Consider the following 12,988-nt stretch of genomic DNA (forward strand, 5'->3'; position numbering starts at 1 on the left):
AGGGATATCCCCGCCATATAGGCGAAAGAGCCGGATTCCACAAGAAAACCGCCCCCATCTTCCGAGTATAAATATCCCCGCCGGAGGCAGAGAAGTTTTCTTACAAATCCATCAACCCGCGCAGCGGTTTGCAGCTTCGTCCACAGCGGCGGTGAAACCGATCAGGCTAAACTTGTCGCTGGTTTGCGTCCCGCGTGCCGACCGGCCAACGATTGTTGCATCGGCGCCCCGCTTCATCGCGGCAACCAGGCGCGCATCGTCTTCGGGCGTGGGGAGCCAGGCGAAATTGCCTTGGGTGAAGAACTCGTAGGTCGCATCCCCGATCCGCGCTGTCACGACTGAATCGGGTGCAAAAGGATAGCCGCCCGCGAACATGACCTGCCCCATGATCGTGTCACCGGGGCGGTAAAAGATAATCAGCTGGATATCACCACGGTTCACATCGACGGTGTTGCCGTCGCGGGTGTTGATCGTCTCGACGGGGGCCGATACGGCCCAGCATTCACGCGGGCTTGCCTCGACATAGACGGACCAGTCGGATGTTGCCGTCACGCGGTTTTCGCTCTGCTCTTGGGCGCTGACCATCCCTGACAGGGTTATCGCTGCCAAAAGCCCCGCTGTTTTCATTGTCTTCAAGATCATCCTGTTGTCTCCAAACCGTCGTTGCCTCGGCACGTCCGCACCAGCCTGGACGCGTCTTTCGGCATCCTTTGCACTGGCAGGCACGTCTGTAACCCGTTAACTTGCTTGCTATCAAGAAAAAGCGCCTCGGGGAAACCCCCGAAAAATTCACTCGGCAGGTTACTGCAGTGACGGCAACAAACCAAGAAGGCATCACATGACAAATCCCGTTGATCTGGTCGAAGTCTGGCGCGGCGACCTGTGCGAAAGCCTGCATCAGGGCCATGCGGTCGTCTGCGATCACAATGGCGCGATCGTGCAGGCCTGGGGCAACCCGCAGGCGGTCATTTATCCGCGATCATCGTGCAAGATGTTGCAGGCGCTGCCCCTGCTTGAAAGCGGCGCAGGCGCGCATCTGAAGGGCGAACAGCTGGCATTGGCCTGTGCCTCGCATGAAGGCGCGCCTTTGCATGTGGCGATGGTGGGCGATTGGCTGGCCGACATGGGGCTGGGGGATGACGATTTCCGCTGTGGCCCGCAGGCGTCGCGCGACAAGGACCTGTATCTGTCGATGATCCGGGCGCATCGCGAACCCTGCCGTATCCATAACAATTGTTCGGGCAAACATGCCGGCTTCCTGACCTTGACCAAGCATCTGCACGCAGGGCCGGATTATACACAGATCGACCATCCCGTGCAGGTCGCCTGCAAATCCGCCTTCGAGGAAGTCACGCAGGAAACCAGCCCCGGCTATGGCATCGACGGTTGCACCGCCCCCAACCATGCCTGCACGGTGCATGGTCTGGCGCGCGCGATGGCGTTTTTCGCCTCGGCGCGGGATCGCAGTGACACCCGCAGCGTGGCAGCGCAAAACCTGACCGAGGCGATGATGGCCTTTCCCGAACTGGTCGCAGGGCAGGGCCGCGCCTGTACCGAATTGATGCGCGCGATGGGTGGCAAGGTCGCGGTGAAAACCGGTGCTGAAGGCGTGTTTATCGCGATCATCCCTGAAAAGCGGTTGGGTGTCGCGCTCAAGATCACCGATGGTGCGACGCGGGCCAGCGAATGTGCGATGGCTGCTATTCTGGTCAAGCTGGGTGTGCTGAACGCGGATCACCCCGCTGCCCGCGCACGGATGACCCCGCCCGTGCTGAACTGGGATGGCCGCGTGACCGGCCACATCACACCAACCGCCGCCCTTCTTTGATTTGCCGATAGAAAGCCCGCCATGCCCTTTACCCTTGCCACATGGAACATCAACTCTGTCCGCCTGCGCGAAGAACTGGTGTTGCAGATGCTGCGCGAAGAACAGCCCGATATCCTGTGCCTGCAGGAATGCAAAAGCCCCGTTGACCTGATCCCCGTCGCGCAGTTTCACGCCTTGGGTTACACCCATATGGTCGCGCGCGGGCAAAAAGGGTATAACGGGGTCGCCATCATCTCGAAACTGCCGTTGCAGGAAGCCGGGGCCGAGGATTACGCCGCATTGGGCCATGCCCGCCACGTCGCGGCACGGCTGGAAAACGGCGTGACGATCCACAATCACTATGTTCCCGCCGGTGGCGATATCCCCGACCGCGCGGTCAATGCCAAATTCGGCAACAAGCTCGATTACCTGACCGATATGCGCGATGCCTATCACGCATCGCGTCCGCAAAAATCCATCCTTGTCGGCGATCTGAACATCGCACCCCGCGAAGATGACGTCTGGAACCACAAGGCGCTGCTGAAAGTCGTCAGCCACACGCCGATCGAAGTCGATCATTTCGGGCAGGTCATGGATGCGGGCGGATGGGTCGATGTCACCCGTCAGGACATCCCGCAAGGCAATCTTTACAGCTGGTGGTCCTACCGATCACCAGATTGGGATGCGGCAGACAAGGGCCGCAGGCTTGATCATGTCTGGGCGACACCCGACATCAGTGGGGCAGCACACGGGTCGCGTGTGTTGCGCCATGTGCGTGGCTGGGACAAACCCAGCGACCACGCCCCTGTATTTGCGAGCTTTGATTTATGACACTTCCCAAAACGATGCGCGCCCTTGTGCAATTGCATGATGGCTATGCCGGCACCCAAACCGGCCCCGATCTTGCCGATCCTTCCCCTTTCGTGGCCTTGCGCGACATTCCGGTGCCGACACCGGGCAAAGGGCAGGCGGTGATCAAGGTGCAACTGGCCGCCGTGAACCCGTCAGATATCCATTTCATCAAGGGCGAATATGGCCAGCCGCGCGTTGCAGGCCAGCCCGCCGGTTTCGAAGGTGTGGGCGAGGTTGTCGCCGGTGATACCCCGCTGCTGGGCCAGCGCGTCAGTTTCTTTGCCGGCGCATCCGGCACATGGGCCGAATATGCGATGACCGATATCAGCGGGCTGATCCCCTGCCGGCCCGATCTGTCGGATGTGGATGCGGCGGGGCAGCTGGTGAACCCGCTGACCGCGATCGCAATGTTCGATATCGTCAAGGAAAGTGGCGCTGACAGCTTCGTGCTGAACGCGGCTGGTTCGCAACTGGGCAAGTTGCTGATCGCATTGGGCCGTGACCATGGAATCGCCCCCATCGCCGTGGTGCGCCGCGCCGCACAGGCCGATGCACTGCGCGCGCTGGGTGCTGCGGATGTGATCGTGACGGGCGAGGCTGATCCGCTGGCGCAGGCGCATGCCGCGTTCAAGGCGCATAAACCCCGCATCCTGCTGGATGCTGTCGGTGACCAATTCACCGCCGATCTGTTTTTCGCCATGCCCAATGGCGCGCGCTGGGTCAATTACGGCAAGCTGTCAACCGATGCGCCAAAACTCGCCGAGCTTGGGCAGTTGATCTTTCAAAGCAAAAGGATCGAAGGATTCTGGCTGACGCGCTGGATGAAAGAGGTGGACCCCGCCCGCGTGCCGCAGGCCTTTGCCACCATTCAAGAACGTTTCGTTACAGGCAGTTGGACAACTGATGTTGCAGGAATTGTGCCGCTGTCAGCGACGATGACAGGCTTGGCGCAGGTGCTGGCGAAGCCTGATGGCAAGGCTTTCATCGACCCCACCGCCTGATCGGGCATTGCCAAGGCGCGTGAATTGCGCCACAGGGGCGCGTTGGCCTCTCGGATTTGTTGAAAAACGGCAGGGCGATTGCTAGTTTATAGCTATGCCCTGCGCCGAGGCTTTGTCGGCGCCAACCCAGGAGGACAATGCACTGTCTCTTTCCCAATCGGCTGCACCGGCGGCCACCATCGGAGCCTATGCCATGCAGGCTCTGAATATCGTGAATAGCGAAACCATTCTGGCGGCTGTTCTGCAATCCCTTGATGATGACAAAGGCGAAGACATCGTGCAGATCAATCTGCGCGGCAAGTCGGAAATGGGTGACTATATGGTCATCGCCTCCGGCCGGTCCACGCGTCAGGTCAGCGCCATGGCGGAAAAGCTGGCGGATAAGCTCAAGCAAGAGCTGGGCATCATTTCCAAGACCGAAGGCAAGGAAACCGGCGATTGGGTGCTGGTGGATACTGGCGATGTGATCGTCCATATCTTCCGCCCCGAAGTGCGCGAGTTCTATCAGCTTGAAAAGATGTGGCAGCCGGGCAAAGTCGCCGCTGGCTGATGCGTGTCCAGATTTGCGCCGTGGGCCGGCTGCGGCAAGGCCCGGAGCGTGATTTATACGATGATTACCTGACCCGGTTTGACCGCACGGGGCGCGCGCTGGCGCTTGGCCCCGCGCAGATGATTGAGGTCGAGGACAAGAAGGGCGGCGGCATGGCAGCCGAGGCTGCATTGCTGCGCCGTGCGGTGCCGGATGGCGCGCTGATCTGCAGCTTGGATGAGCGCGGCAAGATTATATCATCGCCGCAATTTGCCGATATGTTGGGTGGATGGCGCGATCAGGGGCGGCAGGACGTGGCCTTTGTCATTGGTGGCGCGGATGGGATCGACCCTGCCCTGCGCGCGGATGCGGATGCCAGCTTGAGTTTCGGGGCGATGGTCTGGCCGCATATGCTGGTGCGGGTGATGTTGGCCGAGCAGTTATACCGCGCGGCGTCGATCCTGTCGGGTGGGCCGTATCACAGACTTTGATGCGCTCCGCGCGGGGAGTATTTGTGGAAAAAAGAAGTTGCCGGTCGGGTTGGCGCTGGGCTGATCCGGCGGTATGACACGCAGGCAAGTGAAGGAGTTTCGCTATGTCCGCACCCAAACCTGTCGTGTTGTGCATCCTTGATGGCTGGGGCCTGCGCCAGGGTGCCGAGGGCAATGCGCCCAAGCTTGCCCATACCCCGCATTTTGACGCGATCATGCAAGGGCCGCATGCCAGGCTTTTGACGCATGGCAATGATGCGGGCCTTCCGACCGGCCAGATGGGCAATTCCGAGGTCGGCCATACCAATATCGGCGCGGGACGTGTCGTGGCGATGGATCTTGGCCAGATCGATCTGGCGATCGAGGATGGGTCGTTCTTTCATAATGCCGCGCTGGCGGGTTTCATTGCAAAGCTGCGCGCCAGCGGTGGGACAGCGCATCTGATGGGGCTGGTGTCGGATGGCGGCGTGCACGGCCATCTGGTGCATATCGCCGCCGCCGCGCGCGCGATCACGGATGCGGGTGTGCCGTTGGTCGTGCATGCCGTCACCGACGGGCGCGATGTGGCCCCATCCTCGGCCCGCCATTTCATGCGTGCTTTGATGGACATATTGCCGTCACAGGCGCGCATTGCCACTGTGACGGGCCGCTATTTCACGATGGACCGCGACAATCGCTGGGAACGGGTGCAAACCGCCTATCGCGCCATGGTGCTGGGGCAGGGGCTGGTGGCGCCTGATCCGCTGGCGGCGGTGGCGGCGGCCCAAGAGGCGGGCCAGACCGATGAATTTATCCCCGCCCATGTGATCGGTGATTATGCCGGTTTTGCGGCCGGTGACGGGCTTTTCTGCCTGAACTTCCGGTCCGACCGCGCGCGCGAGATTTTGGCCGCCATTGCTGACCCGGATTTCGATGGCTTTGCGCGGGACAAACCCGCGCTTGCAGCGCTTTTGGGCATGGTGTCCTATTCGGATCGGCATGATGGCTGGTTCGAGACCGTTTTTCCCAAGCGCGACATCCAGAACACGTTGGGGGCTTGGGTCGCGCAGCACGGTCTGCGCCAGTTTCGGCTGGCCGAGACCGAGAAATATCCGCATGTGACGTTTTTCCTTAATGGCGGGGTCGAGGCCCCCTATCCGGGCGAGGACCGCCATATGCCGCAATCGCCAAAGGTTGCGACCTATGATCTGCAGCCTGAAATGTCTGCAGCCGAGGTAACACAGGCCTTCGTGCAGGCGATTGGCGCGGGCTATGACCTGATCGTCACAAATTACGCCAATCCCGATATGGTCGGCCATACCGGCGATATCGGGGCCGCTGTCAAAGCCTGCGAGGCTGTGGATGCGGGGCTGGGTGCGGTGCTGGTCGCATTGCAGGCCGCGGGCGGTGCGATGATCGTCACGGCGGATCATGGCAATTGCGAAACCATGGTTGATCCCATCACCGGCGGGCCGCATACCGCGCATACGCTGAACCCTGTGCCTGTGGCCTTGGTTGGCGGGCCAGCGGGGGTGCGTTTGCGCGATGGGCGGTTGGCCGATCTGGCGCCGACGGTGCTGGACCTGATGGGGCTGGACCTGCCGCCGGAAATGACCGGCCGGACCTTGATCCAGCGATGAGATTTGCGGCCCTCCTGATCCTGTTGGCGCTGCCCCTTGCCGCCCAACAAACGGCGGATGATGCGGCCCAACAACTGCTGGCTGCCAACGCGCAGTTGGGTGCGGCGGAAGGTGCTGATGATCAGGTCACCGCCCTGACCCAGACGGTGCAGGCCTATGAGACAGGGCTGATTGCGATGCGCCAGAGCCTGCGCGAGATCACCGAGCGTGAGGCAGCGGTGGCCAGCGCACTGGCTGCGCGCCGTGACGAGGTTGCAGGGCTGTTGATGGTGCTGGCCAGTATCGGCCAAAGCCCGCAGCCTGTGATGTTCGCCAATCCCGCAGGGCCGGTGGGCGCGTTGCGCGCGGGCATGATGATTGCCGATCTGACGCCTGCCTTGCGCGATGATGTGGTCCGGCTTCAGCGAGAACTTGACGCGTTGCGTGACCTGCGCGACCGGCGGATCGCGGCGGCGGATATGTTGCGCGACGGGCTGGATTCTGCCCAGACCGCACGGGCTGCCTTGGGCCGCGCGATTTCGGAACGTCAGGATGTGCCGCGCCGTTTTGTCGAAGATCCGGCGCAGACAGCCCAGCGTGTCGCCACGGCGCAGACGCTGGCTGCGCTGGCATCCGAATTGGCGGGGTTGAGCATGCCCGAGGGCGCAACGCTGGCACCCGCCGCCGATCTGCCGTTGCCGGTTGCGGGGATCATCCGCACCGGCACCCGTGACCGCCCCGGAATCACGATTGCCGCGGCCCCCCGTGCGCTGGTTACATCGCCGGTGCGCGCGACGCTATTGTTTCGCGGCCCCTTGCTTGACTATGGCAATGTGATCATTTTGGAACCGGCGCAGGATGTGCTGTTCGTGATCGCCGGCATGGCCGAAGCCTTTGGCCAGCCCGGCGAGATCATCGAAGCCGGTGCGCCACTTGGTCTCATGGGGGGGGATATCGGGATGGATGACGCTACTTCTCGTCACAATCAGGCGATTGACGCAGGTCAGACTACGCAGCCCCTTTATCTTGAGGTCAGAGGCGGGCAAGGTCCGGTCAATCCGGATGCATGGTTCGCGCTGGAATAGAATGGGAAAACCGATGAAAAAGCTGATGATGGCCGCGACAGGCGGTGCCTTGCTAGGGCTTCTGGTGACAAGTCAGGTGGCGGGTCCGCTGCTGGCGCAGGAACAGGGCCAGCAGGCCAACGTCTATGAACAGCTGGATCTGTTCGGCGATATCTTCGAGCGGATCCGCGCGGGCTATGTCGAAGAGGTTGACGACCGCGAGCTGATCGAGGCTGCGATCAATGGCATGCTGACCTCGCTTGACCCGCATTCCAGCTATCTGTCCGCCGAAGACGCCGCCGCGATGCGGGTGCAGACATCCGGCGAATTCGGCGGTCTGGGGATCGAGGTCACGCAGGAAGAGGGCTGGGTCAAGGTCGTGTCGCCGATGGATGGTACGCCTGCGGATGCAGCGGGCATCATGGCAGGCGATTTCATCACCGCCGTGAATGGCGAAAGCATGATGGGCCTGACGCTGGATGATGCCGTGAACCTGATGCGCGGCCCTGTCGGGTCGGAAATCGTGATCACCGTTGTGCGCGAAGGCGAGGTGGAACCTTTCGACGTGTCGATCATCCGCGACACGATCAAGCTGACTGCGGTGCGCACGCGGACCGAAGGCAATGCCGTCGTCCTGCGCGTGTCCACCTTCAATGAACAGACATTCCCCAACCTGCGCGATGGCATGGCCGAACAGGTCGCCGCCGCCGGCGGGTTGGACAATATCGACGGGATCGTCCTGGACCTGCGCAACAACCCCGGTGGCTTGCTCAATCAGGCGATTTTTGTGGCTGATGCGTTTCTTGACGCAGGCGAGATCACATCGACCCGCGGGCGCAACCCCGAGGATGGCGAACGCTTTAACGCCGCCGCCGGCGATCTGGCCGAAGGCAAGCCGATCGTGGTGTTGATCAATGGCGGGTCTGCCTCGGCGTCTGAAATCGTGGCGGGGGCCTTGCAGGACCATCGCAGGGCGATCATCGTGGGCACCAATTCCTTTGGCAAAGGGTCGGTGCAGACTGTTGTGCCACTGCGCGGTGAGGGGGCAATGCGCCTGACCACGTCGCGCTATTACACGCCGTCGGGCCGGTCTATTCAGGCTTTGGGTATTTCCCCCGATATCATCGTGGAACAGCCGCGCCCGCAACCCGCCACCGAAGAGCAAGACGACGCGCCCGCGACGCGGTCCGAAGCTGACTTGCGCGGTGCCTTGAAGAACGGCCTGTCCGAAGACCAGCTGCTTCAGATCGAGCAAGAGCGCGCCCGCGCCGAGACCGCGGCGCAATTGCGCGAACAGGATTACCAGCTGGCCTATGCGATTGACATCCTCAAGGGGTTGAATGCGCTGGGGCCGCTGGCCAATGGCGCGAACTGATCCCGCCTTTTTGTCCTGAACCCACAGACCCTGCCGCATGTCATTGCGGCAGGGCATATGCGATTACATATTAGGGTAATTCGGCCCGTCGCCGCCCTGCGGGACCGTCCAGACAATGTTCTGGCTGGGGTCTTTGATGTCGCAGGTCTTGCAATGCACGCAGTTCTGGAAATTGATCTGGAACCGCATGTCATCGCCGGTGCCGACAAATTCATAGACCCCTGCCGGACAATAGCGTGCCGATGGCCCTGCGAATTTCGGCAGGTTCACAGCCACCGGAATGGCGGGGTCTTTCAATTGCAGATGCGCAGGTTGGCTTTCTGCGTGATTGGTAAAGCTGAAGGCGACATTGGTCAGCCGGTCGAACGACAATTTGCCGTCGGGCTTGGGATAGTCGATCTGCTTGTGCTTGGCGGCGGGTTCGGTCGCCAAGGCATCGGATTTGCCGTGCTTGAGCGTGCCAAGCCGGATCCCGAATGTATTCAGCCACATATCCGCGCCACCCAGGCTGAGCGACGCCGCCAGCCCATAGCGTGACCACAATGGTTTGACATTGCGCACCTTGCGCAGGTCGCGCCCGATCAGGCCGCTGCGCACCTCGGTTTCATAATCCTCCAGCAGATCGGCGCTGCGGCCTGCCTTGATCGCGGCGCAGGCGGCCTCGGCGGCGGCAATACCTGACAGCATGGCATTATGGTTGCCCTTGATACGCGGCACGTTGACCATGCCTGCGGCACAGCCCAGCAGCGCGCCGCCCGGAAACGCCAGCTGTGGCAGCGATTGGTACCCGCCTTCGGAAATCGCGCGCGCGCCATAAGCCACGCGTTTGCCGCCTTTCAGCAATTCCGCCACCATCGGGTGATGCTTGAACCGCTGGAATTCCATGTAAGGAAAAACATAAGGGTTTTTATAGTTCAGATGGACAACAAAGCCGACATAAACCTGATTATTATCAAGGTGATAGATGAATGACCCGCCGCCTGCATTGGCATCCAGCGGCCAGCCCATCGTATGTGTCACGGTGCCGGGGCGGTGTTTTTCGGGGTCGATTTCCCAGATTTCCTTCATGCCAAGGCCATATTTCTGCACGTCGGAATGCGCGTCCAGCGCATATTTCGCGATCACCTGCTTGGACAATGATCCGCGCACGCCTTCGCCAAGGAAAACATATTTGCCGTGCAATTCCATGCCGGGTTCATAGTTGGGCCCTTGGGTGCCATCGGGGTTCTTGCCGAATTCACCGGCGACCACGCCTTTGACCTCGCCATCCGCGCCATAGACAACTTCGGAACAGGACATGCCGGGGAAAATCTCGACCCCCAGTTCTTCGGCCTGTTCGGCCAGCCAGCGGCAGACATTGCCCATCGACACGATGTAATTGCCGTGGTTGTTCATCAAGGGCGGCATCACAGCATTGGGGATGCGGATTTGTCCGGCCTGCCCCAGCATATAGAAATTGTCCTGCGTTACAGGCACGTTCAGCGGCGCGCCTTTTGCTTTCCAGTCGGGGATCAGCTGGTTCAGCCCGACTGGGTCCAGCACGGCCCCCGACAGGATATGCGCGCCGACCTCTGACCCTTTTTCAAGAACGACAACGTTCAGATCGGCATCAAGCTGTTTCAGGCGGATCGCGGCGGACAGACCTGCGGGGCCTGCGCCGACGATGACGACATCATATTCCATCGCTTCGCGTTCGATCTGGGTCATTGTCTATCCTCTGGCAAACGGGCCTCTAAAGATCGGGGGCAGCCCCTTTCATCCTGTCGCACCAAGCGTTACCTGATGCTTTCACAGGGGGCAATCAGGACACGGCGTGAAAATGCGCCGGTGCGCCCACATATCGCGGCAGGCCTTGACTTTGCTCTGCCCTGATAGGCTATGAACGTCGGACTGACACTTTTCGCCCGGGAGGGCCTGCCGAATGGAAAAGATTCCACTAACCCGTGCGGGTTTCGACAAGATCGATGCAGAGCTGAAGCATCTGAAATCCGTGGAGCGCCCTGCGATCATCCGTGCCATTTCCGAGGCGCGCGAACATGGTGACCTGTCGGAAAATGCCGAATACCATTCCGCCAAGGAAAAACAATCCTTTATCGAAGGGCGGGTCAAGGAACTCGAAGGCGTGATTTCGCTGGCCGATGTCATCGACCCGTCGAAATTTTCAGGTCCGGTGAAATTTGGCGCAACCGTCCTGTTGGTCGATGAAGATACCGACGAGGAAAAAACCTATCTGATCGTCGGCGAATACGAGGCTGATATCGAAAGCGGCAAGCTGAACATGAAATCGCCACTTGCGCGGGCCTTGATCGGCAAGGACGAAGGCGACAGTATCGAGGTCAGCACCCCGGGCGGTGTGCGCAGCTACGAGATATTGAAAATCACCTACAAATAGAAAGTGCGCAGGCGATGCCGAAAAGGCCGCACACCGATGATCTGCAGGGCGTGACGCAGACCGAAACACTGGCAGCCGCGCTGTCCGTTTTCTGGGTCGTGGGCATGGGCCTTTTCTTCTGGTTTCTGCCAGCGGATTCCGGTGGTTTGCGTCATGTCGTGATGCTGCTGGCGATGTGCGTGCCGGTCGGTATGGCGTGGATCGCGTTGGTCTCGGCGCGTTCAGCGCGCCGGATGGTCGCGCAAACACAAAGCCTGCAAGGCGCGCTTGATGCCTTGCGACAAGCCTTGATCGACACCAGAATGGCCCCCACAGCGCCGGTGGCAGAACCAGTCCCCGATGCTGCCGCGTCGCATTTTGCATCCCGCCGCGAGATGTCGCGCCAGATCGCGCCGCGCGTCCCCGCGCAACGGCAGGCTGACCAGCCGACGCTGGCGCTGGGGCCAGGCCCCGAGGATGACGATCCGCCGTTGCAACGCCCCGATCTGGTGCGCGCCTTGAACTTTCCAGAAAATCAGGATGATACCGATGGTTTCGCCGCATTGCGCCGGGCCTTGCGTGACCGGCAGGCGCGCCGTCTGGTGCAGGCCAGTCAGGATGTGCTGACGCTGTTGTCGCAAGATGGTATCTATATGGACGACCTGCGCCCCGACCCCGCGAGTGCCGATCTGTGGCGCCGTTTCGCCACGGGTGAACGCGGACGCGGCATCGACGGATTGGGTGCCGTGCGCGATGGTGCCACGCTGGCGGTTGTGGCGGCGCGGATGCGCGAAGACACGATTTTTCGCGATGCGGTGCATCATTTCATGCGCCGTTTCGACGAAATCCTTGTGACATTTGCGCAAGACGCTACAGATACCGACCTGCTTGCGCTGGCAGAGACGCGCACGGCACGCGCCTTTATGTTGCTTGGGCGCGCGACACGGACCTTTGATTAGGCGATGTGGGACATTTTTCTTAAGACTTTGCCGTTCTTCATGCTGATCGCGCTTGGCTACGGTTCTGGCCGAACCAAGTTCTTTTCCGCCGAAGCCACCGCCTATCTGACGAAATTCGTCTTTTACTTTGCGCTTTCGGCCATGCTGTTCCGGTTTTCGGCCAATCTGTCGCTGGATGCGATCCTCGACTGGCAATTCGTCTTTGCCTATCTGGCGGGCACAAGCGTGGTCTATGTGCTGGCTACATTGGTCGCCCTGCGCCGCAACCGCCCGATGACCGAAGCCGCGGTCGAGGCGCAATGCGCCGTGATCGGCAATGTCGGTTTCCTTGGCATCCCGATGCTGGTGCTGCTGCTGGGTGAACCAGCCATTGGCCCGATCATGCTGGTGCTGGCGGTTGACCTGATCGTTTTTGGCAGCCTGATCGTGATCCTGATCACCGGATCGCGCGACGGGCGTATGTCGCCTGTGATCCTTGTTACCGTGTTCACGGGGCTGATCAAGAACCCGATGATCGTGTCGATCACCTTGGGGCTGACGGTGTCGTCGCTTGGCTGGACCGTGCCGGTGCCGGTCAATGAATTCATGGTCCTGCTGGGCGCTGCCGCGACACCGGGGGCCTTGTTCGCCATCGGCGCATCGCTGGCCACCAAATCGGCCGAACGCGTCGCGGTCGCAGGCTGGCTGACATTCTGCAAGCTGGTGCTGCACCCTGCGGCTGTGGCCATTGCCGCGCTTTTGGTGTTTACACTCGACCCATATGCCGCCGGTGTGATGATCGCTGCGGCCGCCCTGCCGGTGGCGGGCAATGTGTTCATTCTGGCGCAGCATTACCGCGTTGCGCCCTCGCGCGTGTCGGCGTCGATCCTGCTGTCCACCGCGGGCAGCGTAGTGACGGTATCGTTGGTGATCGGTTGGGTCACGGGTTTCATGGGATAGGA

Annotated in this window: 13 protein-coding genes; 11 read left to right on the plus strand and 2 right to left on the minus strand. The window is 61.1% G+C overall.

Features of this window, described 5'->3' with window-relative positions:
- Window positions 1–111: 111 nt before the first annotated feature.
- Window positions 112–642, minus strand: a complete 531-nt coding sequence (locus SKA53_RS13570) for an invasion associated locus B family protein (protein ID WP_007206740.1) — start codon at window positions 640–642, stop codon at window positions 112–114.
- 196 nt (window positions 643–838) lie between these two features.
- Here SKA53_RS13570 and SKA53_RS13575 point away from each other — a divergent pair, with 196 nt between their 5' ends.
- From SKA53_RS13575 to SKA53_RS13610, 8 genes are all read left to right on the plus strand, one after another.
- Window positions 839–1,828, plus strand: coding sequence for an asparaginase (locus SKA53_RS13575; protein WP_007206741.1), 990 nt, complete (start codon window positions 839–841; stop codon window positions 1,826–1,828).
- A 21-nt stretch (window positions 1,829–1,849) separates the two neighbouring features.
- Window positions 1,850–2,638: an exodeoxyribonuclease III gene (locus SKA53_RS13580; RefSeq protein WP_007206742.1), complete on the plus strand. Its 789-nt coding sequence runs from the start codon at window positions 1,850–1,852 to the stop codon at window positions 2,636–2,638.
- Window positions 2,635–3,660: a zinc-binding dehydrogenase gene (locus tag SKA53_RS13585; protein WP_007206743.1), complete on the plus strand. Its 1,026-nt coding sequence runs from the start codon at window positions 2,635–2,637 to the stop codon at window positions 3,658–3,660. Before SKA53_RS13580 ends, SKA53_RS13585 begins: the two co-directional genes overlap by 4 nt.
- A 94-nt stretch (window positions 3,661–3,754) precedes the next feature.
- Window positions 3,755–4,210: a ribosome silencing factor gene (gene rsfS, locus SKA53_RS13590; RefSeq protein ID WP_007206744.1), complete on the plus strand. Its 456-nt coding sequence runs from the start codon at window positions 3,755–3,757 to the stop codon at window positions 4,208–4,210.
- A complete protein-coding gene (gene rlmH, locus SKA53_RS13595; RefSeq protein WP_007206745.1) occupies window positions 4,210–4,680 on the plus strand; it encodes a 23S rRNA (pseudouridine(1915)-N(3))-methyltransferase RlmH in 471 nt (156 codons plus the stop codon). The genes rsfS and rlmH overlap by 1 nt, the downstream gene beginning before the upstream one ends.
- A 104-nt stretch (window positions 4,681–4,784) precedes the next feature.
- Entirely contained in the window at window positions 4,785–6,299 is a 1,515-nt protein-coding gene (gene gpmI, locus SKA53_RS13600; protein ID WP_007206746.1) for a 2,3-bisphosphoglycerate-independent phosphoglycerate mutase, read from the plus strand.
- Window positions 6,296–7,363, plus strand: a complete 1,068-nt coding sequence (locus SKA53_RS13605) for a murein hydrolase activator EnvC family protein (RefSeq protein WP_007206747.1) — start codon at window positions 6,296–6,298, stop codon at window positions 7,361–7,363. Before gpmI ends, SKA53_RS13605 begins: the two co-directional genes overlap by 4 nt.
- A 13-nt stretch (window positions 7,364–7,376) precedes the next feature.
- Window positions 7,377–8,717, plus strand: coding sequence for a S41 family peptidase (locus SKA53_RS13610; protein WP_007206748.1), 1,341 nt, complete (start codon window positions 7,377–7,379; stop codon window positions 8,715–8,717).
- Window positions 8,718–8,780: 63 nt separating this feature from the next.
- Here SKA53_RS13610 and SKA53_RS13615 read toward each other — a convergent pair whose 3' ends face one another.
- Entirely contained in the window at window positions 8,781–10,424 is a 1,644-nt protein-coding gene (locus SKA53_RS13615; protein ID WP_007206749.1) for an electron transfer flavoprotein-ubiquinone oxidoreductase, read from the minus strand.
- Between the two features lie 214 nt (window positions 10,425–10,638).
- Between SKA53_RS13615 and greA the strand changes: the two genes are divergently transcribed.
- Genes greA through SKA53_RS13630 form a run of 3 tightly spaced genes read left to right on the plus strand, consistent with a single transcriptional unit; the run spans window position 10,639 to window position 12,986 of the window.
- The gene (greA, locus tag SKA53_RS13620) at window positions 10,639–11,109 is read left to right on the plus strand and encodes a transcription elongation factor GreA (RefSeq protein ID WP_007206750.1); all 471 of its coding nucleotides are present in this window, start codon (window positions 10,639–10,641) and stop codon (window positions 11,107–11,109) included.
- Between the two features lie 14 nt (window positions 11,110–11,123).
- Window positions 11,124–12,047 (plus strand): hypothetical protein, encoded by a 924-nt coding sequence (locus tag SKA53_RS13625; RefSeq protein ID WP_007206751.1) that lies wholly within the window; start codon window positions 11,124–11,126, stop codon window positions 12,045–12,047.
- Window positions 12,048–12,050: 3 nt separating this feature from the next.
- Complete coding sequence (locus SKA53_RS13630) at window positions 12,051–12,986, plus strand: AEC family transporter (RefSeq protein WP_040482999.1); 936 nt, start codon at window positions 12,051–12,053, stop codon at window positions 12,984–12,986.
- Window positions 12,987–12,988: the final 2 nt, after the last annotated feature.

The sequence above is a fragment of the Yoonia vestfoldensis SKA53 genome, assembly GCF_000152785.1.
GTDB lineage: Bacteria > Pseudomonadota > Alphaproteobacteria > Rhodobacterales > Rhodobacteraceae > Yoonia > Yoonia vestfoldensis_A.